Origin of the sequence: Variovorax sp. TBS-050B (assembly GCF_029893635.1) — a bacterium.
Classification (GTDB): Bacteria; Pseudomonadota; Gammaproteobacteria; order Burkholderiales; family Burkholderiaceae_C; genus Variovorax.
Map to the genome: position 1 here is coordinate 221,388 of NZ_JARXYR010000002.1, position 24,329 is coordinate 245,716.

The 24,329-nt window shown below is 70.0% G+C and carries 17 protein-coding genes and 1 pseudogene; 10 read left to right on the forward strand and 8 right to left on the reverse strand.

Features of this window, described 5'->3' with window-relative positions; translation table 11 throughout:
* Positions 1-20: 20 nt before the first annotated feature.
* From M2165_RS03905 to hemC, 4 genes are all read right to left on the reverse strand, one after another.
* Positions 21-1,310, reverse strand: coding sequence for a heme biosynthesis HemY N-terminal domain-containing protein (locus M2165_RS03905; protein WP_280813371.1), 1,290 nt, complete (start codon positions 1,308-1,310; stop codon positions 21-23).
* A 178-nt stretch (positions 1,311-1,488) separates the two neighbouring features.
* Positions 1,489-2,592, reverse strand: coding sequence for a uroporphyrinogen-III C-methyltransferase (locus tag M2165_RS03910; RefSeq protein ID WP_280813372.1), 1,104 nt, complete (start codon positions 2,590-2,592; stop codon positions 1,489-1,491).
* Entirely contained in the window at positions 2,589-3,374 is a 786-nt protein-coding gene (locus M2165_RS03915) for a uroporphyrinogen-III synthase (RefSeq protein ID WP_280813373.1), read from the reverse strand. Before M2165_RS03915 ends, M2165_RS03910 begins: the two co-directional genes overlap by 4 nt.
* A 16-nt stretch (positions 3,375-3,390) precedes the next feature.
* Positions 3,391-4,344 carry a hydroxymethylbilane synthase gene (gene hemC, locus M2165_RS03920; protein ID WP_280813375.1) on the reverse strand — a complete coding sequence of 318 codons (954 nt, stop codon included), beginning with the start codon at positions 4,342-4,344 and terminating at the stop codon, positions 3,391-3,393.
* A gap of 56 nt (positions 4,345-4,400) precedes the next feature.
* On the opposite strand from hemC, the gene ppc reads away from it, so the two are divergent.
* The 6 genes and pseudogenes from ppc to M2165_RS03950 all read left to right on the forward strand — a co-directional run bounded on the left by ppc (position 4,401) and on the right by M2165_RS03950 (position 13,288).
* Positions 4,401-7,262 carry a phosphoenolpyruvate carboxylase gene (gene ppc, locus M2165_RS03925; RefSeq protein ID WP_280813376.1) on the forward strand — a complete coding sequence of 954 codons (2,862 nt, stop codon included), beginning with the start codon at positions 4,401-4,403 and terminating at the stop codon, positions 7,260-7,262.
* Between the two features lie 283 nt (positions 7,263-7,545).
* Positions 7,546-9,042, forward strand: a complete 1,497-nt coding sequence (locus M2165_RS03930; protein ID WP_280813377.1) for an NCS1 family nucleobase:cation symporter-1 — start codon at positions 7,546-7,548, stop codon at positions 9,040-9,042.
* 28 nt (positions 9,043-9,070) lie between these two features.
* Positions 9,071-9,808, forward strand: a complete 738-nt coding sequence (locus M2165_RS03935; RefSeq protein ID WP_280813378.1) for an aspartate/glutamate racemase family protein — start codon at positions 9,071-9,073, stop codon at positions 9,806-9,808.
* 46 nt (positions 9,809-9,854) lie between these two features.
* Positions 9,855-10,631, forward strand: a complete 777-nt coding sequence (locus M2165_RS03940) for a GntR family transcriptional regulator (RefSeq protein ID WP_280813379.1) — start codon at positions 9,855-9,857, stop codon at positions 10,629-10,631.
* A gap of 11 nt (positions 10,632-10,642) precedes the next feature.
* A pseudogene (locus M2165_RS03945) lies at positions 10,643-11,260 on the forward strand (NAD(P)-dependent oxidoreductase); the annotation flags it as partial.
* Between the two features lie 540 nt (positions 11,261-11,800).
* On the forward strand, positions 11,801-13,288 hold the full coding sequence (locus M2165_RS03950) for a nucleobase:cation symporter-2 family protein (protein ID WP_280817463.1): 1,488 nt from the start codon (positions 11,801-11,803) through the stop codon (positions 13,286-13,288).
* Between the two features lie 137 nt (positions 13,289-13,425).
* On the opposite strand, the gene M2165_RS03955 is transcribed toward M2165_RS03950, so the two are convergent.
* The 4 genes from M2165_RS03955 to M2165_RS03970 all read right to left on the reverse strand — a co-directional run bounded on the left by M2165_RS03955 (position 13,426) and on the right by M2165_RS03970 (position 19,013).
* Positions 13,426-14,283, reverse strand: a complete 858-nt coding sequence (locus M2165_RS03955) for an aldo/keto reductase (RefSeq protein ID WP_280813380.1) — start codon at positions 14,281-14,283, stop codon at positions 13,426-13,428.
* 22 nt (positions 14,284-14,305) lie between these two features.
* A complete protein-coding gene (locus M2165_RS03960) occupies positions 14,306-15,694 on the reverse strand; it encodes a sigma-54 dependent transcriptional regulator (RefSeq protein WP_280813381.1) in 1,389 nt (462 codons plus the stop codon).
* Complete coding sequence (locus tag M2165_RS03965; protein WP_280813382.1) at positions 15,691-17,490, reverse strand: ATP-binding protein; 1,800 nt, start codon at positions 17,488-17,490, stop codon at positions 15,691-15,693. The genes M2165_RS03960 and M2165_RS03965 overlap by 4 nt, the downstream gene beginning before the upstream one ends.
* 173 nt (positions 17,491-17,663) lie before the next feature.
* Positions 17,664-19,013 (reverse strand): dicarboxylate/amino acid:cation symporter, encoded by a 1,350-nt coding sequence (locus M2165_RS03970; protein WP_280813383.1) that lies wholly within the window; start codon positions 19,011-19,013, stop codon positions 17,664-17,666.
* A 282-nt stretch (positions 19,014-19,295) separates the two neighbouring features.
* Here M2165_RS03970 and M2165_RS03975 point away from each other — a divergent pair, with 282 nt between their 5' ends.
* The 4 genes from M2165_RS03975 (at position 19,296) to M2165_RS03990 (ending at position 24,220) form a co-directional block, all read left to right on the forward strand.
* Positions 19,296-20,483 carry a GGDEF domain-containing protein gene (locus M2165_RS03975; RefSeq protein WP_280813384.1) on the forward strand — a complete coding sequence of 396 codons (1,188 nt, stop codon included), beginning with the start codon at positions 19,296-19,298 and terminating at the stop codon, positions 20,481-20,483.
* A 544-nt stretch (positions 20,484-21,027) separates the two neighbouring features.
* Positions 21,028-22,371: a C4-dicarboxylate transporter DctA gene (locus M2165_RS03980; protein WP_280813385.1), complete on the forward strand. Its 1,344-nt coding sequence runs from the start codon at positions 21,028-21,030 to the stop codon at positions 22,369-22,371.
* A 5-nt stretch (positions 22,372-22,376) separates the two neighbouring features.
* On the forward strand, positions 22,377-23,084 hold the full coding sequence (locus M2165_RS03985; RefSeq protein WP_280813386.1) for a GntR family transcriptional regulator: 708 nt from the start codon (positions 22,377-22,379) through the stop codon (positions 23,082-23,084).
* Positions 23,085-23,152: 68 nt separating this feature from the next.
* Positions 23,153-24,220 carry an AI-2E family transporter gene (locus tag M2165_RS03990; RefSeq protein WP_280813387.1) on the forward strand — a complete coding sequence of 356 codons (1,068 nt, stop codon included), beginning with the start codon at positions 23,153-23,155 and terminating at the stop codon, positions 24,218-24,220.
* The last annotated feature ends 109 nt before the right edge of the window (positions 24,221-24,329 follow it).

Genomic DNA, 24,329 nt, shown 5'->3' on the forward strand with positions numbered 1-24,329 from the left:
GCGCCTGCCGCCTTCGTTCGTCAGGCCTTCTCGGTCTGCGCCTGCGCAGCGCGCTTCCAAGCTGCGGCCGCCTGCTCCTCGTCGCCGCGCGCCTCGGCCAGTTCGGCGAGCGCGAGCCAGGCGCGGCGGTACAGGTCCACGTCCTGCAGGCCGAGGCCGGCCTGCGTGAGCAGTTGCTGCGCCTTGCCCCAGAGCTGGCGCTTCATGCACGCCATGCCCGCGAGGTACTGCAGGTTCGGGTCGCGCGGGTTGTTGCGCTGCGCCGTCTCGATGCGTGCGAGCCATTCGGCGTCGACCGAATCGAGGCCGGCTTCGAGTGCGCGCGCGAGCTTGACGCGCAGGGCGTCGCCGAGCCCGTGCGGCTGCGACACCATGCGCTCCCAGGCCGGCACCAGCCAGCCGCGCGCGACCGACAGATCGCCGCGCAGCGCCACCATCCGCTGCGCCGCATGGATCGCCACTTCGGGCATCTCGCGTTCGGCAGGATCGAGTTCCGACCAGGCGCGAAGCAGTTGCGCGGGATCGTGCGCGCCCGAGAGCAGGTCGGTGGCGAGCCCGCGTACGATGCTCTGCGCGGCGGCTTCCGAGAAGGCCCGGTGCTTCGCGAGCAGCCGTGCGGTTTCGAGCGCCTCGAGCGTGCGCCGCTCCTGGCGCGCCGCCTTCAGTCGGATGCGCAGCGCGAGCGTGCGGCGCTGCACGCCCTGCGGCAGTTCCTCGAGCCGCGCCAGCGCCGCCGCGGGATCGCGGTCCTCGAGCGCCCAGCGCGCGGCGCGCAGCTGCACGCCTTCACGCGTCTCGGGGCTCGCGAGCATGGTGCGGTCGGCGCTTTCGTTGAGCGCCTGCTGCAGATGCGCATCGCGCGCGGGCCGGTCCTGCAGCGCCTGCGCGCTTTCCGCCGCCAGCAGATGCGAGAGCACGCGCACCTGCTGCGCCTGCGGCAACCTGGCGTCGAGCGCCGCGAGCGTCTTCTCCTGCACCAGCGCGGCCTGCGCGGCCTTGCGCGCGCGCGAGAAGCGCCCCGAGAGCAGTTGCACCATCGCGTCGAGCAGGGCCGCATGCAGCGTGCGCTCCTTCTGCTGCAGCCGCCACTGGCGCGCCTGCGTCGGCAGCGAGAACAGCGCCGAGAGGCCGCGCAGCGCGAGGTGCAGCAGCGCGAAGGCCGCGAACAGGATCAGCAGCACGAGGTTCAGCGACAGATCGACGCGCCACGGCGGCCAGAACACTGTGATCGTGCCCTGGTTGTTGCCGGCGAACAGCGCCACGGCGGCGGCGATGGCGAACAGGCCGAGGAGCCAGAGTGCGGCGCGCATGTCAGGACTCCCGCCGGGCCGTCCCAAGGGAGGCCTGCGCCCCCTCGGGGGGCAGCGCATACACGAAGTGAGGAGCGTGGCGGCTCATGTCAGGCCTCCCGCCGGGCCGCCCCAAGGGAGGCCTGCGCCCCCTCGGGGGGCAGCGAATACACGAAGTGATGAGCGTGGGGGCCTCATGTCAGCGCCCCGCCGCCGCGGTGGTCAGCGCCGCCAGGGTCTCGTCGATGCGCGGCGGCTCGACGTTCTTCACCTGCGCCTGCAACTGCTGCAGCAGCGTCGCGGCCGCCTGCGTGCGCCGCGAGGCGGGATCGAAATAGCGGTTCAGCGAAGCGGCCACGGTGGCGAGTTCGCTGCGCGCGGTGTCCATCTGCCGCGACAGCAGCGACAGCCGCGCGTTGAGCAGCTTGAGCTTGAGGTTCTCGCGCAGGAAGTAGGTCTGGTCGGGCGCGAGCAGCACGGCCTCCGGCCGCTCGATGCGGCCGACGCGCACCAGCGAGCGCAGTTCGCCGCGCACCGTCAGCAGCGCGCGCTCCCACCATGCGGCGTCGGCCGGGATCGGTTCGGGCTGCCAGGTGTTGAGCCCGCTGCCGCGCATCGCGACGGCATTGAGCGGCGGCAGGTCGTCGATGCCGCGCATCAGCTCGTCGAGCTTCTGCAGCGCTTCGCCGTTGTCGGCGCTCGCGCTGCTGCGCAGCCGGTCGGCGTCGCGCTGGATCGCGCGCTGCAGCGGTGCCAGCCGCGGCTGTGCCGCGCGCGCGATGCGCAGGTCGCCCGACTTCAGCGCCGCGAGCAGCGGCTCGACGCTGCCCGTGACCTGGGCCTGCTGCAGTGCGAGCCGCACGGCCGACTCGATGTCCACCACGAGGTTCTCGTCGCGCGAACGCGAGAGGCTCTGCATCAGTTCCTCGAGCTGCGAGCGCTGCAGCGCGACCTCGGCCACGCGGGTCTCGGTCAGCGCCGCGCGGGCCGCCGTGTCGCGCACCGTGTCCATGGCCTGGCGCGCGAGCGTGCGCGCCTCGAGCGACTGCGCCTGCGCCTCGGCGCTCTGCCGCGCGAGCTGCTCCTGCATGCCGCTGACCCGTTGCCAGAGCGCGATCGCGATCACCAGCGCAGCCAGCGCCACGAGGGCGAGCAGGCCGAAGGCGATGCGGGAAAGCGTCTTGGCGGCGGCGGCCAGCGACTCGGGCGACTGCGACACCGCCATCGTGGCGGGCACCGGCGCGGTCGCGGCGGCAGCAGTGGAGGAAGGGGAGAAGTCGTCGGGCGGGGACGCGGCACTCATGGCAACGATTCTATCGACGCGATCAGCGCGTCACGCAAGGGCGCGCACACGCGGACCGTGCCGAAACCCGCGCCGCGCGCGGCTTCGCCGATGCGCGCATGGGTCGCCACCGCGCAGGCCGCGCCCCAGTCGAGTTCGGGCAGCGCAAGGCGCAGGTTGGCGATGGCCTCGGAGCTGCTGAACAGCCAGACCGCGCGGCCTGCCGCGCCTTCGTGCGCCAGCGTGCGCGCAGCGTCGTCGAACGCAGGCGGCAGGCGCCGGTAGGCGACGACGGTGTCGCGCGTGCCGCCGGCGCTGTCGATCTCGCGCGCGAGCCAGTCGCGCCCGGCCGGACGGCCCGCGGCATCGCCGCCCCGCACGATCAGCACGCGCACGCCGGCGCCCACCTGCGACCGCACGCGCTCCCACAGCGCCTCGGAATCGAAGCGCGCGGCGTCCGCGGGCGGCGCGTCGATGGCCTCTTCCGGCACGCCGGCGTGCCGCAGCGCGCGCGTGGTGCCTGGCCCGGTGGCCCAGCAGCGCAGCCCGGGCGGCAGCGCGCCCGCACCCTCGCCGGGGCCCGCATGGTGGAAGAACTGCTCCACCGCCGTGGCGCTCACGAACATCAGCGCGGCATGGTCGGCCAGATGCGCCCAGGCCGCGCGCAGCGGCGCCGGGTCGAGCGCGGGTTCGATGACGATCAGCGGCAGCGCCAGCGCTTCCATGCCGGCGGCGCGGAAATCGCGCACCCACTGCGCGGCCTCGCGCGCGGGCCGCGTCACGATGACGGGCTTCGCGGCCATGCCTCGGCGCGCCGCCTCAGCGGGCTCCGGCTTCGCGCAGCAGGCCGGCCGCGTGCTCGCCCAGCGTGCCGGCCTGCGACAGATCGGCCACCTCGGCGCGGGCATCGACGCGCACCAGCGTCGCGCGGCCTTCAGGGTCGCCCCAGGCGGCATCGATGCGCAGTGCGCCATCGGGCTGCCAGCGTGCATGCGCGGCGAGCGGCATGGAGCAGCTGCCGCCCATGGCGCGGCTCACCGCACGTTCGGCGGCGGTCGCGAGCCAGTCGCGCGGGTGCGCGAGCGTGCCGAGCAGCGCGATCAGATCGGCGCGGTCGGCGCGCACCTCGATGCCGAGGGCGCCCTGCCCCGCCGCGGGCAGCATGGTGTCGGGGTCGAAGGCGACGCGGATGCGCGCCTCCAGGCCGAGCCGCTTGAGCCCGGCCGCCGCGAGCACGATCGCGTCGTACTGGCCTTCGTCGAGCTTGCGCAGCCGGGTGTCGAGGTTGCCGCGCAGCGGCTCGATGCGCAGGTCGGGCCGCAGCGCGCGCAGCAGCACCACGCGGCGCAGGCTCGAGGTGCCGACCACCGCGCCCTGCGGCAGTTCGTCGAGCGAGGCGTAGCGCGGCGACACCAGCGCATCGCGCGGGTCTTCGCGCTCCAGCACGCAGGCGAGCACGAAGCCGTCGGGCAGGTCCATCGGCACGTCCTTGAGCGAATGGACGGCGATGTCGGCGCGGCCTTCCTCGAGCGCGAGCTCGAGCTCCTTCACGAAGAGGCCCTTGCCGCCCACCTTGCTGAGCGATTTGTCGAGGATCTGGTCGCCCCGGGTGGTCATGCCGAGCAGGCTGACGGCGTGGCCGCGGGCCTGGAGCAGCTGCTGCACGTGTTCGGCCTGCCACAGGGCCAGCCGGCTTTCGCGCGTGGCGATCACGATAGGGCTCAAGACCGCTCCCAAAAAAGTACGAGTTCCAAACGGCCGGAATGCTAGCATGTTGCGCCGCAGCAACGCAGGCGGCGTCTTCTTTCACGTCCAGGAACAACCATCGAATGAAAGCCAGCAAGACACCTGCGCCCGCGAAGCGCCGGCAAGCCGAAGACCAACCCCTCATCGACGACATCCGGCTGTTGGGCCGCATCCTCGGCGACGTGATCCGCGAGCAGGAGGGGCCCGAGACCTACGCGCTGGTCGAGAAGGTCCGCACGCTCTCGGTCGCGTTCCGCCGCGATGCCGACCATGCGGCCGACCGCGCGCTCAAGAACCTGCTCAAGGGGCTGAGCGCCGTCGAGACGGTGCGCGTGATCCGCGCCTTCACCTACTTCAGCCATCTTGCCAACCTGGCCGAGGACCGGCACCAGATCCGCCGCCGCACCGAGGCCGAGCGCGCCGGCGAAAGCGCCGACGGCGACCTGCAGACCGCCCTCGCGCGCATCCGCAAGGCGGGCGTCAAGCCCGAGGAAGTGGTGGCCTCGCTCGCGCACAGCTATGTGTCGCCGGTGCTGACCGCGCATCCGACCGAAGTGCAGCGCAAGAGCATCCTCGATGCCGAGCGCGCGATCGCGCAGCTGCTCACCGCGCGCGACGAGATCAAGCTGCGCCAGAGCGCCTATGCCGGCGCCAAGGACGCACTCACGCCGCTCGAATTCGCCGAGAACGAAACGCAGATGCGCATCCGCGTCACGCAGCTGTGGCAGACGCGGCTGCTGCGCTTCTCCAAGCTCACCGTGGCCGACGAGATCGAGAACGCGCTGAGCTACTACGAGGCCACCTTCCTGCGCGAGATCCCGCGCGTCTACGCCGACCTCGAGAAGGCGCTCGGCCAGGGCGGCACGGTGCCGTCGGTGGCGCCTTTCCTGCGCATGGGCCAGTGGATCGGCGGCGACCGCGACGGCAACCCCAACGTCACGGCCGAGACGCTCGAATACGCGCTGCGGCGGCAGGCCGAACTCGCGCTGCGCCACTACCTCACCGAGGTGCACTACCTTGGCGGCGAGCTCTCGGTGTCGGCCACGCTGGTCGACGTGTCGGTGGAGATGCAGGCGCTGGCCGAGCGTTCGCCCGACACCAGCGAGCACCGCAAGGACGAGCCCTATCGCCGCGCGCTGACCGGCGTGTACGCGCGCCTCGCGGCCACGCTGCGCGAGCTCACCGGCGGCGAGGCCGCGCGCCACGCCGTGCCGCCGCAGAACCCCTACCCCGCGGCCGAGGAGTTCCTGGCCGACCTGCGCACGATCGAGGAATCGCTCGGCGAGAAGCACGGCAGCGTGCTCGCGGCGCCACGCCTGCGGCCGCTGATCCGCGCGGTCGAGGTGTTCGGCTTCCACCTCGCCACGGTGGACCTGCGCCAGAGCTCCGACAAGCACGAGGCCGTGATCGCCGAACTGCTCGCCACCGCGCGCATCGAGCCCGCCTACGCCGGGCTGGCCGAGGAAGCCAAGCAGACGCTGCTGCTCAAGCTGCTCGACGACGCACGCCCGCTGCGCGTGCCCGATGCCGCGTACTCGCCGCTCGCCGCCAGCGAGCTCGCGATCTTCGCGGCCGCGCGCACCGCGCGTGCGCGCTACGGCGCGGCCGCGATCCGCCACTACATCATCAGCCACACCGAGACGGTGAGCGACCTGCTCGAAGCTCTGCTGCTGCAGAAGGAAGTCGGCCTGCTGCGCGGCAGCCTGAGCGAGAACGCGGTGTGCGACCTGATCGTCGTGCCGCTGTTCGAGACCATCGAGGACCTGCGCAATGCCGCGCCGATCGTGCGCGCCTTCTACGGCCTGCCCGGCATCGCCGAACTGGTGGAGCGCTCCGGCGGCGAGCAGGACGTGATGCTCGGCTACAGCGACAGCAACAAGGACGGCGGCATCTTCACCAGCAACTGGGAGCTCTACCGCGCCGGCACCGCGCTGGTGGCGCTGTTCGACGAACTCAACAAGAAGAAGGCAGCCGCGCGCAACGGCCGCCCGCCGATCCGGCTGCGCATGTTCCACGGCCGCGGCGGCACGGTGGGACGCGGCGGCGGCCCGAGCTACCAGGCGATCCTCGCGCAGCCGCCGGGCACGGTGCGCGGCCAGATCCGGCTCACCGAGCAGGGCGAGGTGATCGGCTCCAAGTACGCCAACCGCGAGATCGGCCGGCGCAACCTCGAGACGCTGGTGGCCGCCACGCTCGAGGCCACGCTGCTGCCGCAGGGCAAGTCCGCGCCCGCCACCTTCCTCTCGGCGGCGGCCGAACTCTCGTCGGCGAGCATGGCGGCCTACCGCAAGCTGGTGTACGAGACGCCGGGCTTCGGCGACTACTTCTTCGGCGCGACGCCGATCCGCGAGATCGCCGAACTCAACATCGGTTCGCGCCCCGCCTCGCGCAACCCGAGCCACAAGATCGACGACCTGCGCGCGGTGCCGTGGAGCTTCAGCTGGGGCCAGTGCCGGCTCACGATCCCGGGCTGGTTCGGCTTCGGCTCGGGCGTGGAGCAGTTCCTCGCGGCGGCGGCCACGCCGGCGGCGCGCAAGGAGCGGGTGGCGGTGCTGCGCCGCATGTACGCGCAGTGGCCGTTCTTTCGCACGCTGCTGTCGAACATGGACATGGTGCTGGCCAAGAGCGACCTGGCGCTGGCCTCGCGCTACGCCGAACTCGTGAGCGACCGCAAGCTGCGCCAGAAGGTGTTCTCGATGATCGACGCCGAGTGGCACCGCACCTCCGACGCGCTCACGCTGATCACCGGCGCGAAGCAGCGGCTCGAAGGCAACGCCGAGATGCAGCGCTCGGTGCGCCACCGCTTCCCCTACATCGACCCGCTGCACCACCTGCAGGTCGAGCTCATGCGCCGCTACCGCGCGGGCGACGGCGGCGAGCGGCTGCAGCGCGGCATCCACATCTCCATCAACGGCGTGGCCGCCGGGTTGCGCAACACCGGCTGACCGGGGCGCCGCAGCGCCCCATGCTCCCGCGCCCGTGCGCGCGGGAGCGCCTTCCTCTCCAACCTCGACCTCGGCCCCCAGGGCGGCCGATGCGCGCCCCTGCGCGGTGCAGCCCGCGCCCCAGGCCAGGGCGGCGCGCACGTTCTCAGGGAATGTACGGATATATGAGTTTCCGGATGCCCTTGATCGCATCCATTTTTTGTATACAAATATCGAACTCATAACGGGCGCGAAATTTGCGTCGCATCGGGCTTCCCAACCAACCACTCAACGAGGTAAGACCATGAGCACAGTCGCCAGCGACGCCCCCATCGGGGTCGGCGAGTCCGTCACCGGGCCGCACGCGGAATCGAACGCCCTCATCAAGCCCGGCTACCACCCGCGGCTGACGAACGAAGACCTCGCCCCGCTGAAGAAACAGACCTGGGGCCAGTACAACATCTTCGCGTTCTGGATGTCCGACGTGCACAGCGTGGGCGGCTACATCACGGCCGGCAGCCTGTTCGCGCTCGGCCTGTCGAGCTGGCAGGTGCTGGTGGCGCTGCTCGTGGGCATCGTGATCGTGCAGGTGTTCTGCAACCTCGTGGCCAAGCCCAGCCAGGTGACCGGCGTGCCCTACCCCGTGGTGTGCCGCGCCTCCTTCGGCGTGCTCGGCGCCAACATCCCGGCCATCATCCGCGGCCTGATCGCGGTGGCCTGGTACGGGGTGCAGACCTACCTCGCCTCGGCCGCCTTCATGGTGCTGGCGCTGCACATGTTCCCCAACCTCGCGCCCTACGCGGACGTGGCGCAGCACGGCTTCGTGGGCCTCTCCACGCTCGGCTGGGTGGCCTTCATGATCATGTGGGTGCTGCAGGCCTTCGTGTTCTGGCACGGCATGGAAGCGATCCGCAAGTTCATCGACTGGGCCGGCCCCGCGGTGTACGTGGTGATGGCCGTGCTCTGCGGCTGGCTGGTGTGGAAGGCCGGCTGGCAGAACATCGACCTGAACCTCGGCGGCATCAAGTTCCAGGGCTGGGACGCGCTGCCGGTGATGCTCTCGGCGATCGCGCTGGTGGTGAGCTACTTCAGCGGGCCGATGCTCAACTTCGGCGACTTCTCGCGCTACGGCAAGAGCTTCGAGGCGGTGAAGAAGGGCAACTTCTGGGGCCTGCCGGTCAACTTCGTGTTCTTCTCGCTGCTGACCGTGATCACCACCGCGGCCACGCTGCCGGTGTTCGGCGAACTGATCACCGACCCGGTCCACACCGTCGGCAAGATCGACAGCACCACCGCCGTGGTGCTGGGCGCGCTGACCTTCATGATCGCCACCATCGGCATCAACATCGTCGCCAACTTCGTCTCGCCGGCCTTCGACTTCTCGAACGTGGCGCCGCAGCACATCAGCTGGCGCACGGGCGGCATGATCGCCGCGGTGGGCTCGGTGTTCCTCACGCCGTGGAACCTCTACAACAGCCCCGAGGTCATCCACTACACGCTCGACGTGCTGGGCTCCTTCATCGGACCGCTGTTCGGCATCCTGATCGCCGACTACTACATCGTGCGCCGCCAGCGCATCGACGTGGACGCGCTCTACACCATGAACACCAGCGGCGCGTACTGGTACAGCGGCGGCTACAACCCGAAGGCCATCCAGGCCATGATCCCCTCGGCGATCGTGCCCATCCTCTGCGTGATGGTGCCCACGCTGCGTGGCGCGGCGAACTACGCCTGGTTCATCGGCATGGCGCTGGGCTTCGTGATCTACGCGCTGCTGAACCGCAACCACAGACCGAACTGACCCCAAGCATCGAAAGGAAGGCCGCCACGTGCGCATCAAGATCATCAATCCCAACACCACCTGGAGCATGACCGAGAAGATCGGTGCCTGCGCCCGCGCGGTAGCGCACGCCGGCACCGAGATCGTGGCCGTGAGCCCCTCGATGGGACCGGTGTCGATCGAGAGCCACTACGACGAGGCGCTGGCCGTGCCCGGCCTGCTGCAGGAGATCGCGGCCGGCGAGCGCGAGGGCATCGACGGCTACGTGATCGCGTGCTTCGGCGACCCGGGACTCAAGGCCGCGCGCGAGCTCGCACGCGGCCCGGTGGTCGGCATCGCGGAGGCCGCGATGCATCTGGCGAGCATGGTCGCGAGCCGCTTTAGCGTGGTCACCACGCTCAGCCGCACCATGGGCCAGGCCTGGCACCTGGCCGAGATCTACGGCATGCAGCGCTTCTGCGCCAACGTGCGCGCCTGCGAACTGCCGGTGCTCGAACTGGAAGAACCCGGCTCCAATGCGCGCGAACGCATCGTCGACGAATGCCGGCGCGCGCTCGAGGAGGACGGCTCGGATTGCATCGTGCTCGGCTGCGCCGGCATGACCGACCTGTGCGCGCACATCGCCGGGCTGCTCGGCGTGCCGGTGATCGACGGCGTGGCGGCCGGCACCAAGCTGGTCGAATCGATGGTGGCGCTGCGGCTCGGCACGAGCAAGCGCGGCGAGCTCGCGCAGCCGCTGCCCAAGCCGATCGTCGGCGCGCTCGAAGGCTTCACGCTCCACGGCTGACCGGCACGGGCCGCGGGGGCGTCGACCGTCGAGCGACAATCCGCCCATGCCACGCGCCCCCCGATCCACCGCCAAGCCCGCGCCCGCCGCGCCCTCGCCGATCGACGAAGGTCCGGCCTCCGTGCCCGCCGGCGCGGCCGACAGGAACAGCTCCATCGAGAGCATTGCCCAGGACATCGCCACCGCCATCGTCGAGAAGCGGCTGCCGCCCGGCACCTGGCTGCGCGAGGAGGCGCTGGGGCGCGTCTATTCGGTGAGCCGCACGAAGATCCGCGCGGCCCTGCTCACGCTCTCGAAGGACAAGCTGATCGAGATCATTCCCGACAAGGGCGCCTTCGTCTGCCAGCCCACGGTCGAGGAAGCGCGCGAGGTGTTCGCGGTGCGCCGCATCCTCGAGACCGAGGTGGTGCGCCTGTTCATCGCCAACGCCCGGCCGCGCGACTACCAGGCGCTGGAGCAGCACATCCGCTTCGAGCGCAACGCGCTGCGCCAGAGCACCACCATGGGCAGCACCGTGCGCGAGAAGCTGCTCGGCGACTTCCACGTGGTGCTGGCCGAGGCCACGGGCAATCGAACGCTCGCGGAACTGGTGCGCGAGCTCGTCGCGCGCAGCTCGCTGATCGCGATGGTCTACCACTCCTCGAACGATCCGCACTGCTCGTCCGACGAGCACGCCGACTTCCTGCGCATCTGCCGCAAGGGCGACGTCGAAGGCGCGGTCGCGAGCATGACGGAGCATCTGGAGCGCATCGAGGCCAGCCTCGAACTCGGCACCGGCAAGCCGGACCGCCAACTCGATCTGGTGAAGGCGCTGCTGGCCTGAAAGGAGCGCCCGTGGTCGTCCTGGTCACCGGCAGCGCCGGCCATCTCGGCGAAGCGCTGATGCGCACGCTGCGCGCGAACGGCCGGGCGGCGCGCGGCATCGACCTGCTCGCGTCGCCGTTCACCGACCGCGTGGGCTCGATCACCGACTGCGGCTTCGTGCGCGACTGCCTGCGTGGCGTGCGCACGGTGCTGCATGCGGCCACGCTGCACAAGCCCCACGTGGCCACGCATCCGAAGCAGGACTTCGTCGACACCAACGTCTCGGGCACGCTCGCGCTGCTCGAGGAAGCGGTGGCGGCGCGCGTCGAGGCCTTCGTCTTCACCAGCACCACCAGCGCCTTCGGCGCCGCGCTCACGCCGGCGGCGGGCGAGCCTGCGGCCTGGATCACCGAGGAGGTGGCCTCGGTCCCGAAGAACATCTACGGCGTGACCAAGACCGCGGCCGAGGACCTGTGCGAGCTCTTCCATCGCAGGCACGGCCTGAACGCGATCGTGCTGCGCACCTCGCGCTTCTTTCCCGAGGCCGACGACGACGCCGAGGCCCGCGCGCGCCACACGCTGGAGAACGCGCAGGCCAACGAGCTGCTGCACCGCCGTGCCGACATCGCGGACATCGTCGACGCGCACCTCTGTGCCGCCGAGCGGGCACCAACGCTCGGCTTCGGGCGCTACATCGTCTCGGCCACCACGCCCTTCGGCCCCGGCGACCTCGCCCTGCTGCGCGACGATGCGCCGCGCGTGCTGCGCCGGCTCTTTCCCGATGGCGAGGCGCTCTATGCGCAGCGGGGCTGGACCCTGCCCGCGGGCATCGACCGCGTGTACGTGAACGCGCGTGCGCGGCAGGCGCTGGGCTGGAACCCGCGCTTCGGCTTCGCGCATGTGCTGCGGTGCCTGCGCGAAGGCCGCGACTTTCGCAGCGAACTCGCGCTCGCGGTCGGCAGCAAGGGCTACCACGCCGAGCCGTTCGAGGACGGGCCGTATCCGGTGGCCGGAGAAGCGCGGAGCCGCGGCAACACCCGGATACGCGGCACCCGGGTTTTCCTCAAGAAGAATTGCCGCATAAATTGTATACAGTTTCGCGTACACCAGATGCGGTGGACGCGCTTGACGACTGCGCGCCACGCCCTCCATCTGTCTTTCTCTCATTGCCGCAGCAGGAGATTCACGATGTCGGCCGACTCCCTTTCCACAGTCCATCCGGTGGACCAGCGCCTGCCTTCGGGCAAGCTCGCGGCCCTGGGGCTTCAACATGTGCTGGTGATGTACGCGGGCGCCGTGGCGGTGCCGCTGATCGTCGGGCGCGCGCTCAAGCTCACGCCCGACGAGGTGGCGCTGCTGATCTCGGCCGACCTGTTCTGCTGCGGCATCGCGACGCTGATCCAGGCGCTCGGCGCCACGCAGTGGTTCGGCATCAAGCTGCCGGTGATGATGGGCGTGACCTTCGCCTCCGTGGCGCCGATGGTCGCCATCGCCAACGCCAATCCGGGCCAGAACGGCGCGCAACTGCTGTTCGGCGCGATCATCGGCGCGGGCATCGTCTCGATCCTGATCGCGCCCTTCGTGAGCCGCATGCTGCGCTTCTTCCCGCCCGTGGTCACGGGCACGATCATCGCGGTCATCGGCATCAGCCTGATGCGCGTGGGCATCAACTGGATCTTCGGCAACCCGGTCGGGCCGACGGCGCCCGCGCTGGTCGATCCGGTCTATGCCAAGTGGCTCGCCGAGGTCACCTCGCCGGGCAGCTCCATCCCCGCGGTGCCCAAGGGCTTCGCGATCATGCCGACGGTGCCGAACCCCAAGTACGCCGATCTGTCGGGCCTGGGCGTGGCGGCGCTGGTGCTGGTGTCGATCCTGCTGATCGTGAAGTACGCGCGCGGCTTCGTCGCCAACATCTCGGTGCTGCTCGGCATCGTGATCGGCGCGGTGGTGGCCTCGGCCACGGGCCTGATGACCTACGAGAAGGTCGGCAAGGCGGCCTGGTTCGACGTGGTGCTGCCGTTCCACTTCGGCATGCCGCAGTTCGACCCGGTCCTGATCCTCACGATGACGCTGATCATGGTCGTGGTGATGATCGAATCGACCGGCATGTTCCTCGCGCTCGGCGAGATGACCGAGCGCCGCATCTCGCAGCAGGACCTCGCCAAGGGCCTGCGCACCGACGGCCTGGGCACGCTGATCGGTGGCATCTTCAACACCTTCCCCTACACCAGCTTCTCGCAGAACGTGGGCCTGGTCGCGGTCACGGGCATCAAGAGCCGCTACGTGTGCGTGGCGGGCGGCGTGATCCTGATCGTGCTGGGCCTGCTGCCGAAGATGGCGGCGCTGGTCGAATCGCTGCCCACGGTGGTGCTCGGCGGCGCCGGCCTCGTGATGTTCGGCATGGTGGCCGCCACGGGCATCCGCATCCTCGCGGGCGTGGACTTCAAGCACAACCGCCACAACGCGATGATCGTCGCGGTGTCGATCGGCATCGGCATGATTCCGCTGATCGCGCCCAACTTCAAGCAGTGGATGCCGCATGCGATCCATTCGCTGATCGAATCGGGCATCCTGCTCGCGTCGATTGCGGCAGTGGCGCTGAACCTGTTCCTCAACGGCGCGAAGCACGACGAGGAGGCGGTGATCGCGGCGGCGAAGCACGCGGACGCGCACTGAATCGCAGACGAACAGCCGAACGCAGAAGTCGCGAAGGTTGCGCAGAGGTCGCAGAAGAACAGCCAAAAAAGGTGTCTTCTGCGACTTCTGCGGACCTTTGTCTTTCTTCTGCGTTCGGCTGTCCGCTTTCAACAGCCTCAGATCATCGCCAACGGCATCTTCCGCTTCGGCGGCGGATGCAGCCGGTCGAGCTTCGCGAGCACCCCGGCATCGAGTTGCAGCGAGGCCGCGGCGAAGTTCTCGCGCAGGTGGGCGCTGCCCACCGCCTTGGGGATCGCCGCCACGCCGGGCCGTGCGATCACGGCCGCGAGCGCGAGCTGGGCTGCGCTCACGCCGAGTTCGGACGCCAGCTTGCCGAGCCCTTGGTCGCCCGCCAGCGCGCCCTGGTCGATCGGGCTGTAGGCCATCAGCGGCATGCCGCGTTCGCGCAGCCAGGGCAGCAGGTCGAATTCGGGGCCGCGCTCGCCGAGCGAGAGGTACACCTGGTTCGCCGCGCAGGGCGGGCCGCCCTGCACCACCGCTTCGAGCTCGCGCATGTCGTCGGTGTCGAAGTTGCTCACGCCCCAGCGCGCGATGCGCCCGGCCGCGACGAGCGACTGCATCGCCTCGACGGTTTCCGCGAGCGGATGGCTGCCGCGCCAGTGCAGCAGGTAGAGGTCGATCGCGTCGAGGCCGAGCCGCGCCAGGCTGCGCTCGCAGGCCGCGGGCGTGCCGCGGCGGCTGGCGTTGTGCGGATAGACCTTGCTGACGACGAAGAGCTCGTCGCGCCGCACCTCGTTGGCACGCAGCGCGCCGGCAATGGCTTCGCCGAGCACGCTCTCGGCGCCGCCCTCGCCGTACATCTCGGCGGTGTCGAAGAGGCGGTAGCCGAGCGCGATCGCCTCGCGCACCGCGGCCACCTCGGCCTTTCGGCGGCCTGAAACCTCGCCCATGCGCCAGGTGCCGAGGCCCAGCACCGGCATCTCGCCACCGTCTGGAAGTGAAAGTGTCCGCATCGGCGCATGGTAGCGCCGGGCGCTACTTGAACTCGTCGGCCGCGATGCCGAGCTTGCGCAGCTTGTCGAACAGCGTCTGGCGCGCGATGCCGAGCGCGCCGGCGGTCGCGGGCTGGTCGCCGTGGTGCCGGCGCAGCGCCTCGACGATCACCGCGCGCTCGAAGGCCTCGACCTGCTGCGGCAGCGCCTGCGGCAGTGCGGGCGCGTCGCCCAGGCCGATGCCGCGCACCTGCGTGAGCCGCTCGCCGAGCAGGCCCAGCACGAAGCGGTCGGCCACGTTGCGCAGCTCGCGCACGTTGCCGGGCCAGGCGTAGGCCATCAGGTCGGCCATCTGCGCCGCGCTAGGCACGGGCGCGGGACGGTCGTACTTCGCGGCCGCCTGCAGCACGAAATGCTCGAACAGGAGCGGGATGTCCTCGCGCCGCTCGCGCAGCGGCGGCAGCTCGATGAAGGCCACGCCGATGCGGTAGTACAGGTCGGCGCGGAATTTCTGCCGGTCGCTGAGCTCCTTGAGGTCGTCCTTGCTCGCCGCCACAACGCGGCAGTCGAAAGGAATCGGCTTGTTGGCGCCGATGCGCTCCACGCTGCGTTCCTGCAGCGCGCGCAGCAGCTTGATCTGCACCGCCATCGGCATGCTCTCGATCTCGTCGAGGAACAGCGTGCCGCCGCTCGCGTATTCGAACTTGCCCACGCGCGTGCGGCTGGCGCCGGTGAAGGCGCCGGCCTCGTGGCCGAAGAGTTCGCTCTCGGCCAGCGCCTCGGGCAGGCCGCCGCAGTTGAGCGGCACGAAATGCTGGCGCCGGCGCGCGCTGTGCTCGTGCAGGCAGCGCGCCACCAGTTCCTTGCCGGTGCCGGTCTCGCCGTAGATCAGCACGTCGGCCGAGGTGCCGGCCAGCGTCATCACGTTGCGCCGCACCTGCTGCATCTGCGCCGAGCGGCCGATCAGCACCGACTGGATGCCGTTCCAGTTGTCGAGCGCCTCGCGCAGGCTGCGCACCTGCAGCGCGAGCTGGCGCCGCTCGATCGCATGGCGCACGATCGCCACCAGCCGCTCGGTGGTGAAGGGCTTCTCGATGAAGTCGTAGGCGCCGTCGCGCATCGCCGCCACCGCCATCGCGATGTGGCCGTGGCCGGTGACCAGGATCACCGGCAGCTCGGGGTCGATGCCGCGCACCTCGGGCAGCCATTCGGTGCCGCTCATGCGCGGCAGCCGCACGTCGCACACCACCACCGCGGGCACGCCGAAGACGATGTGCGGCCGCACCCGCTCCACGCTGGGAAAGGCCTCGACCTCGAAGCCCGCGAGGCTCAGCATCTGCGTGGTGCTCAGGCGCACGTCGTCGTCGTCCTCGACCAGCAGCACGCGGATCGCGGGGGCTTCGTTGGCGGCGGCGGGCGGCGGGTTGGTCATGGCGGGGTCGAAGGCGGCGCGGCGGGCAGGTCGACCACGAAGTATGCGCCGCCGCCCTCGCCTTTGTCCTTGTCCCTGTCCTCGCGGTTGGCGGCGCGCAGGCCGCCGTTCATCGCGCGCACGAGCTGCGCGCACAGCACCAGGCCGAGCCCGAGCCCCGCGCCCGCGGCCTTGGTGGTGACGAAGGGCTCGAAGAGCCGCGGCGCCACGTCGTCGCGGATGCCCGGGCCGGTGTCGCTGACGCTGAGCACCGCGCGGCCGTCGGCGCCGAGCCGCCCCTCCAGCCGCAGCACGCGCTGGGGCATGTGCTCCATCGCCTCGATCGCGTTGCGCATCAGGTTCACGAGCACGCTGCCAAGCGCGGCCTCGTCGGCCATCACCGCGAGCTGCGGCGGATCGATGTCGACCTCGATCTGCACGCCGTGCTTCTCCGCGGCGCTCGCGACGATCACGCGGGCGTCGCCGATCGCATGCGCGAGCGACACCGGCGCCGGCCCGAGCCGGCTCTTGTGCGAGAAGGTCTTGAGCTGCGACGTCAGCCGCGCGAGCCGGTCCACCATGTCGCGGATGCGCTGCAGGTTGCCGCGCACCTCGTCGTCGCGGCCATGGTCGAGCAGGATGGCGGCGCTTTCCGACAAGGTGCGCATCGCCGTGAGCGGCTGGTTGAGTTCGTGCGCGAGGCCGGCCGACATCTGGCCGAGCGCCGCCATCTTGCCGGCCTGCACGAGTTCGTCCTGCGCGGCGCGCAACTGCGCGGTGCGCGCGACCACCATCGACTCGAGGTTGTCGTGCGCGGCCTGCAGCGCAGCCTGGTTCGCGAGCTTCTGGCGCTCGGCACGGCGGCGCTGCCAGAGCGCGACGCCGAGCAGCAGCAGCGCCACCATGGCGAGCGCGGCGGTGGCGCCCGCATTGCGCGCGCCCACGCGCAGCGCGGCGAGGTCGTCGATCGTCATCAGCTGCCAGGGCGCATGGCGCAGCATCCGGCTGGCCGCCAGCTTGTCCGCGCCCTCGACGCGCACCAGCGCCACGCCCGGCCCCAGCGCCTGGATGCGCTCCCAGCGCAGCGGCGCGAGCGCGGCCTCGCCATAGGGCCGCGAACGCAGCACCTCGGCCCGCTGCAGCGCGTCGAGCGGCAGCAGCGGCCGGAACTTCAGGTCGTCGCGCGTCGAGAGGATCACCACGCCGCGCTGGTCGACCACCACCACGTCGCCCGGCAGCTTCCGCCAGGCCGACTCGTTGTCCTCGAGGTTGATCTTCACCGCCACCACGCCGAGGATGGCCTGCTCGCGGCGCAGCGCATAGGAGAGGTAGTAGCCCGGCCGCCGGCTCGTGATGCCGACGCCGTAGAAATGCCCGCGGCCCTGCGCGAGCGCATCGATCATGTAGGGGCGGAACGAGAAGTCCTGGCCCAGCGTGGTGCCCGGCCGGTCCCAGTCGGAGGCTGCGAGCGAGGTGCCGCCGGCGTCGAGCACGTACAGCATCTCGGCGCGCGCGGTGGCATTGACGCCCGCGAGGTAGCGGTTGGCCGCATCGCGCAGCGAGGCATCGCCCGGCGCGCGCAGCAGCTCGGGCACCACCGGGGTCATCTCGAGCAGCGCCGGCAGGTAGTCGAAGCGCGTGAGCTCGGCATCGAGCCCGGTCGCGATCATGTCGAGCCGGTGCTCGGCCGCCTCCGACAGCCGCGCGAGCCCCGCCTGCAGCGCGATGCGCTGCCCGACGAGGGCCGCGAGCGCCACGAGCACCAGCGCAGCGCTCCAGCGAAGCACCGAGCGAAGCGTGCGCGGCGTGATCGTCACGGGGTGGGTTCTCGGATGAAGTCGAAGAGGGAGCGGACAGCCGAACGCAGAAGGAAGACGAAAGCAACGCAGAAGTCGCAGAAGATAAACCAGAAGCTCCCCTGCATATTCCTTTTCGTCCTTCGCGGAACCTTCGCGTCCTCTGCGTCCGGACGTCCGATTTCAGCGGCCTCTCAGGCCTTGACCGGCATGTGCGCGTCGGTCGCGTCGAGCACGAGCTCGGGCTCGTCGGCCTCGGTGCCGCTTTCCTGGTTCAGGTGGCGCGTCATGCGCGCGCTGTCGAGGTCGCCGGTCCACTTGGCGACCACCAGGGTCGCGACGCCGTTGCCGATCAGGTTGGTCAGCGCACGCGCTTCCGACATGAAGCGGTCGATGCCGAGGATCAGCGCCAGGCCCGCGACCGGCACGTGGCCCACGGCCGAGAGCGTGGCGGCGAGCACGATGAAGCCGCTGCCGGTCACGCCCGCCGCCCCCTTGGAGGTGAGCAGCAGCACGAGCAGCAGCGTGAGCTGCTGGGTCAGCGTCATCGGCGTGTTGGTGGCCTGCGCGATGAACACCGCCGCCATCGTCAGGTAGATGGAGGTGCCGTCGAGGTTGAACGAATAGCCCGTGGGAATCACCAGGCCCACCACCGACTTCTTCGCGCCGAGGTTCTCCATCTTGGCCATCATGCGCGGCAGCGCGGCCTCGCTCGACGAGGTGCCCAGCACGATCAGCAGTTCTTCCTTGATGTACTTGATCAGCTTCCAGATGCTGAAGCCGTGCGCGCGCGCGATCGCGCCGAGCACCACGAAGATGAAGAACAGGCAGGTGGCGTAGAAGGTGGCCATCAGCGCGCCGAGCTGCACCAGCGAGCCCACGCCGTACTTGCCGATGGTGAAGGCCATCGCGCCGAAGGCGCCGATGGGCGCGACCTTCATGATGTAGCCCACGATGCCGAACAGCACGTGCGAGAACTTCTCGATGAAGTCGAACACCAGCGTGCCGCGGCCGCCGAAGCGGTGCAGCGCGAAGCCGAACAGCACCGCGATCAGCAGCACCTGCAGGATCTCGCCCTTGGCGAAGGCATCGACCACGGTGCTCGGGATCACGTTGAGCAGGAACTCGGTCGTCGAGGCCATCTTGCCGGGGCCGGTGTAGGCCGCGATCGACTTGGTGTCGAGCTGGCTCGCGTCCACGTTCATGCCGTGGCCGGGCTGCACCACGTTGATGATGATCAGGCCGACGATCAGCGCGATGGTGCTCACGATCTCGAAGTACAGCAGCGCGAGGCCGCCGGTCTTGCCGACCTTCTTCATGTCCTCCATGCCCGCGATGCCGACCACCACGGTGCAGAAGATGATCGGCGCGATGATCATCTTGATGAGCTTGATGAAGCCGTCGCCGAGCGGCTTCATCGCGGCACCGGTGTCGGGGTAGAAGTGGCCGAGCAGCACGCCGATGACGATGGCGGTGATGACCTGGAAGTAGAGCGATCGGTAGAAAGGCTTGGGTGCGGCGGGGGATGCGGGTGCGTGATCCACGGTTTATCTCCTGGTTTTCGTGCGCCGCCGGATGGCAGCGGGCGGGAACGTGGAGCAACGCACATGCCAGTGGAAATCACATGCTGGGACGATCCAAGCCATTGATTTCATTGAGAAAAGTCACAAGCCGCAGCAACCGGCCGCCGAGCTTCCGGACGTGGGCCGCGCCGGCCGTCCGGCGTTTCGGACGCGCTGCCAAGGGAAAACCCTAGGTCGGCGCAGACAGCCTCCGGAAGGCGCCGCCACGGAAGCGTCCGCGCCGCCGTGCAGAATCCGGGGCACATGGGTGCCTTGCCTTCCGTTCTCGACCCCCGGTCCGTCATCGTGCTGGCCGGCTTCATGGGCATGGTGATGTCGGTGGTGGTGTTCTTCATGCGGCGCGCCTACCCGGCCAGCATCGGCGGGCTGCGTGAGTGGTCGTGGGCGCCGCTCGTGGCCTTCGCGAGCACCGTGCTGTTCTCGGCGCGCGACGTGATTCCCGACTTCTTCACCATCGTGGTCGCCAACATGGTGCTGTTCCAGGCCTGCACGCTCTATTACGCGGGCAGCCAGAAGTTCCTGCTCGGCCGCAGCAACACCCGCGCCTGGGTCGCGATCAACCTGCTGATGGGCGTGCTGCTCTTCTGGTACAGCGAGGTGAAGCCCGACTACGCGATGCGGCTGCTGGTCGTGACCGCGCTCGTGGCCGCGCTGTTCTTCAACCATGCCGCGCTGTACCTGCGGCACAAGGACCGGGTGTTCGGCAAGCAGCTCATGACGGGCCTGCTGCTGCTGCAGGCCACGGTGGCGGCGGCGCGGCTGGTTTCGGTGCTCGCTGGCATGGCCGGCAGCAGCCTGATGGACGCGACCTGGCTGCAGTCGCTCTACATCTCGATGTATTCCTTCACCGTGCTGCTGCTGACGATCGCGGCCATCCTGATGGCCACCGACCGCATGCGCTCGGAGTTCCAGTTCCTCGCCACGCGCGATCCGCTCACGGGCGTGCTCAACCGCCGCGCGCTGCTCGAGGCCTGCCAGGCCGAACTCGCCGCCGCGGCGCGCGAGGGCGCGGCGAAGGCGCGGCGGCTCGCGCTGATGATGGTTGACGTCGACCACTTCAAGCCGATCAACGACCGCTTCGGCCACCAGACCGGCGACGCCGTGCTGCGCGAGGTGGTCGGCCGCATGGAGCGCGCGCTCGGCGACAGCGGCCTGCTCGGCCGCTACGGCGGCGAGGAGTTCGTGGTGCTGCTGCCGGATGCATCGCCCGCCGAGGCCGCCGAGCTCGCGGCACGCCTCGGCGCGCACGCCCGCGAGGCCCTGCCGCCCGACTCGCCGCTCGCGGCCGTCGGCGCCGTGACTGTCAGCATCGGCGTGGCGCCGCACCGGCCCGGCGCGGACATCGACGACATGCTCGGGCGCGCCGACGAGGCGCTGTACCGCGCGAAGGCGGCGGGGCGCGACCGCGTCGTCATGGCTTCGGCGGCCTGAAGCGGCCGCCGGCACCGCCGGTCAACCGCAGACGCAGGTCGGAAGAACGGGATAGTTGCGCCAGCCCTCCGGCGCATTGGGGATCCGCTTTTCGCCCCTGACCTGCCCAGGCAAGGGGTGGCACTGCTTCCTGCAGGCGTCCACCGCAGAAGCCCGCGGCTGCTTTCCGCGCTCCCAGCCATACCACCCTGCGGCCGCGCAGAGGATGGTCAACGTTGTCAGAAGGATCGCCGTTGGGCCTCCGAGCTTCATGTCATCTGGCTTCCAGTACCGAGCGTCTGCGTTGCGACGACAGGTCCGACAGTTGGCGAAATTGCTCGCAGGTTGCGGGGACATGCGCCCAAACGAGCATTTCGGCCGCCCACTGAATGCCTTTGCGCGGCCTTGGAACAGGAATGTACGTTGTGAAGGCAGCCGCAGAGCGTGCTCGCATGCGGTTTCCCAGGGAATACCCTCTGCCTCGTCGGCCGCTCCTTGCCTACATTGCTTGTATGCAAGATTGCTGACGACTTGCATGCATGCAAGCACAACCGGAGACAACCCCATGCGTCGCTTCACCCGCTCCCTTTTCGGCCAGGTCGTCCTCGCGCTCCTGGTCGGTGTCGCACTGGGGCTCGTCGCCCCGGAATTCGCCGTCAAGCTCAAGCCGCTCGGCGACGGCTTCATCAAGCTGATCAAGATGATCATCCCGGTGCTGGTGTTCTGCGTGGTGGTGCACGGCATCGCGGGCGCGGGCGACCTGAAGCGCGTGGGCCGGGTCGGGGTGAAGGCGCTGATCTACTTCGAGGTGCTGACCACCCTCGCGCTCGCGATGGGGCTGGTGCTGGCCTTCGTGTTCCAGCCCGGCGTGGGCATGAACGTGGACCCGGGCAAGCTCGATGCGGCCGCGATGAGCGCCTATGCCTCGAACGCCGACAAGCTCACCAGCGGCGGCACGGTCGAGTTCCTGATGAAGCTGATCCCGACCACGGTGGTCAACGCCTTCGCGACCGGCGACGTGCTGCAGGTGCTGCTGTTCGCGGTGCTGTTCGGCTGCGCGCTCTCGCTGCTGGGCGAGCGCGGCAAGCCGGTGGCGGTGGTGGTGGACGCGCTCTCGCTGGTGCTCTTCAAGATCATGGGCATCATCATCAAGCTCGCGCCGCTGGGCGTGCTCGGCGCGATCGCCTTCACCGTCGGCAAGTACGGCGTCGGCTCGCTCAAGCAGCTGGGCATGCTGGTGGCGCTGTTCTACGGCGCGGTGCTGGTGTTCGTGTTCGTGGTGCTCGGCGCGGTGATGCGCATGTCGGGCTTCAGCCTCTGGAAGCTGCTGCGCTACCTGCGCGAGGAGCTCGCGATCGTGTTCGCCACCACCTCGTCCGACAGCGTGCTGCCGCAGATCATGGCCAAGCTGCGCCGCATGGGCATCCGCGACTCGACCGTGGGGCTGGTGATCCCGACCGGCTACTCGTTCAACCTCGATGCCTTCTCGATCTACATCACGCTCGCGGCGGTGTTCATCGCGCAGGCCACCAACACACCGATCGGCATGGGCGACCTGCTGACCATCCTGGCCATCGCGCTCGTCACCTCCAAGGGCGCGCACGGCGTGCCGGGCTCGGCGATCGTGGTGCTGGCGGCCACGCTGCACGCCATTCCCGCGATCCCGGCCATCGGGCTGGTGCTGGTGCTCTCGGTCGACTGGTTCATGGGCATCGCGCGCGCGCTCGGCAACTTGATCGGCAACTGCGTGGCCACCGTGGCCGTGGCGGCCTGGGAAGGCGACATCGACCGCGAACGCGCCCATGCGGTGCTCGACGGCACCTGGGTGCCCGACGAGGAAGCCGCGGCCGAGCCGGTGGCCGTGCCGCCGCTCGCCGCCACCGGCGCGGCGCGCGTCGGCAGCCACTGAGCGCGATGAGCACCGACGTCACCCCCACCGCCATCGCCGAGCGCGTGGTCGAGGCCATCCTCGCGCAGAAGCTCGCGCCCGGCGAGCGGCTCGGCGAGCAGGCGCTGGCCGAGAACTTCGCGGTCAGCCGCACCATGGTGCGCGAGGCGCTGATGCAATTGCAGGCGCGCGGCTTCGTCGAGGTGCAGTCGCGCCGCGGCTGGTACGTGGTCGAGCCTTCGGCCGAAGAGGCGCGCGATGCCTTCTCGGCGCGCCGCATCGTGGAGGCCGGCATCCTGGCCGAGAGCGAAGGCCGGCCGCTGCAGAAGGCCATCCGCAAGCTGCGCGACCACATCGCCGACGAGCAGCGCGCGATCGAGGGCGCCGATGCCGCCACGCGCGCCTTCCTGCTGGCCGACTTCCACGTCTGCCTGGCCGAGCAGATGGGGCACCAGCTGCTGGTCGATGTGCTGCGCGACCTCACGGCCCGCACCACGCTGGCGGCCACGCTCTACCAGTCGAAGCACGAAGCCGGGCAGTCGTGCGCCGAGCACGGCGCCATCGTCGCCGCGCTGGAAGCCGGCGACACCGACAAGGCGCGCCGGCTGATGCTCGACCACATCGGCAACGTCGAGCGCTCGCTCGAGGTCGAGAGCCCCGCCGAACCCGACGCACCCGCACGGCTGCGGGCCACGCTGGCACCGGTGGCGCTGCCGCTGCGCGCGCGGCGCTGAGCGGCAGCGGCGGGCGGCGCCGGCCGACACGCCGCCGCCGCCGTGCTCGGCTACAGTGCGGTTCACGTATGAACTCACCCCAACTCCAGCGCGGCGTCTTCCTCGCCCTGCTCGCCGTCGTCACCGTCGCCTTCTTCTGGGTGCTGATGCCGTTCTTCGGCGCGGTGCTGTGGGGCGTCTCGCTCGCGATCCTGTTCACGCCGCTCTACAAGTGGCTGCTGCGCAAGATGCCGGGCAAGCACAATGCCGCGGCGCTCTCCACGCTCGCGATCTGCCTGTTCATCGTCATTCTTCCGCTGACGATGATCGGCGTCTCGCTGGTACAGGAAGTGACGCAGGTCACGCAGAAGATCCGCTCGGGGCAGATCAACTTCGCCGCCTACTTCCAGCAGATCCTCAACGCGATGCCGCAGAGCCTGCGGAGCATCTTCGACCGCTTCGCGCTGGGCGACATGGAAGCCTGGCAGACGCGCATCTCGGCCGGCGCGGCGCAGGGCAGCCAGCTCATCGCGAGCCAGGCGCTCACCATCGGACAGAACACTTTCGACTTCCTGGTCAGCTTCTTCGTGATGCTGTATCTGCTGTACTTCCTGGTGCGCGACGGCGCCAGCCTGTCGAAGACGATGCGCGAGGCGGTGCCGCTCGCGCAGCCGCACACCGAGTACCTGCTCAACAAGTTCACGACCGTGATCCGCGCCACGGTGAAGGGCAACGTGGCGGTCGCGATCGCGCAGGGCACGATCGGCGGGCTCGCGTTCTGGTTCCTCGGCGTGCAGGGTGCGCTGCTGTGGGCCGTGCTCATGGCCTTCCTGTCGCTGCTGCCCGCCGTGGGCGCGGCACTGATCTGGGCGCCGGTGGCGGTCTACTTCCTCGCGACGGGGCATTTCTGGCAGGGCGGCGTCCTGATCTTCGTGGGCGTGTTCGTGATCGGCCTGGTCGACAACATCCTGCGCCCGGTGCTCGTGGGCAAGGACACGCAGATGCCCGACTACATCGTGCTGATGTCCACCATCGGCGGCATGGCGATCTTCGGCATCAACGGCTTCGTGATCGGCCCGGTGATCGCGGCGCTGTTCATGGCGGCGTGGAGCCTGTTCGTGGCCTCGCACAAGCTCGAAGTCCCGCCCAAGGCCTGAGCCGTTCGCGCCCGCGGGGCGCATTTCGCGCGGCAACGGCGCATTCCGTCGCATGCCGCTTCGCAGCGCAGGCGCGTTGCGGGATCGTCCGGACCTCCCACTTCCAAGA

What these genes read in the sequence shown, in the direction of transcription:
- M2165_RS03905 (WP_280813371.1), bottom strand. Translation starts at nt 1,310, where the DNA reads ATGCGCGCCGCACTCTGGCTCCTCGGCCTGTTCGCCATCGCCGCCGCC.
- M2165_RS03910 (WP_280813372.1), bottom strand. Translation starts at nt 2,592, where the DNA reads ATGAGTGCCGCGTCCCCGCCCGACGACTTCTCCCCTTCCTCCACTGCT.
- M2165_RS03915 (WP_280813373.1), bottom strand. Translation starts at nt 3,374, where the DNA reads ATGGCCGCGAAGCCCGTCATCGTGACGCGGCCCGCGCGCGAGGCCGCG.
- hemC (WP_280813375.1), bottom strand. Translation starts at nt 4,344, where the DNA reads ATGCTAGCATTCCGGCCGTTTGGAACTCGTACTTTTTTGGGAGCGGTC.
- ppc (WP_280813376.1), top strand. Translation starts at nt 4,401, where the DNA reads ATGAAAGCCAGCAAGACACCTGCGCCCGCGAAGCGCCGGCAAGCCGAA.
- M2165_RS03930 (WP_280813377.1), top strand. Translation starts at nt 7,546, where the DNA reads ATGAGCACAGTCGCCAGCGACGCCCCCATCGGGGTCGGCGAGTCCGTC.
- M2165_RS03940 (WP_280813379.1), top strand. Translation starts at nt 9,855, where the DNA reads ATGCCACGCGCCCCCCGATCCACCGCCAAGCCCGCGCCCGCCGCGCCC.
- M2165_RS03950 (WP_280817463.1), top strand. Translation starts at nt 11,801, where the DNA reads ATGTCGGCCGACTCCCTTTCCACAGTCCATCCGGTGGACCAGCGCCTG.
- M2165_RS03955 (WP_280813380.1), bottom strand. Translation starts at nt 14,283, where the DNA reads ATGCGGACACTTTCACTTCCAGACGGTGGCGAGATGCCGGTGCTGGGC.
- M2165_RS03960 (WP_280813381.1), bottom strand. Translation starts at nt 15,694, where the DNA reads ATGACCAACCCGCCGCCCGCCGCCGCCAACGAAGCCCCCGCGATCCGC.
- M2165_RS03975 (WP_280813384.1), top strand. Translation starts at nt 19,296, where the DNA reads ATGGGTGCCTTGCCTTCCGTTCTCGACCCCCGGTCCGTCATCGTGCTG.
- M2165_RS03980 (WP_280813385.1), top strand. Translation starts at nt 21,028, where the DNA reads ATGCGTCGCTTCACCCGCTCCCTTTTCGGCCAGGTCGTCCTCGCGCTC.
- M2165_RS03985 (WP_280813386.1), top strand. Translation starts at nt 22,377, where the DNA reads ATGAGCACCGACGTCACCCCCACCGCCATCGCCGAGCGCGTGGTCGAG.
- M2165_RS03990 (WP_280813387.1), top strand. Translation starts at nt 23,153, where the DNA reads ATGAACTCACCCCAACTCCAGCGCGGCGTCTTCCTCGCCCTGCTCGCC.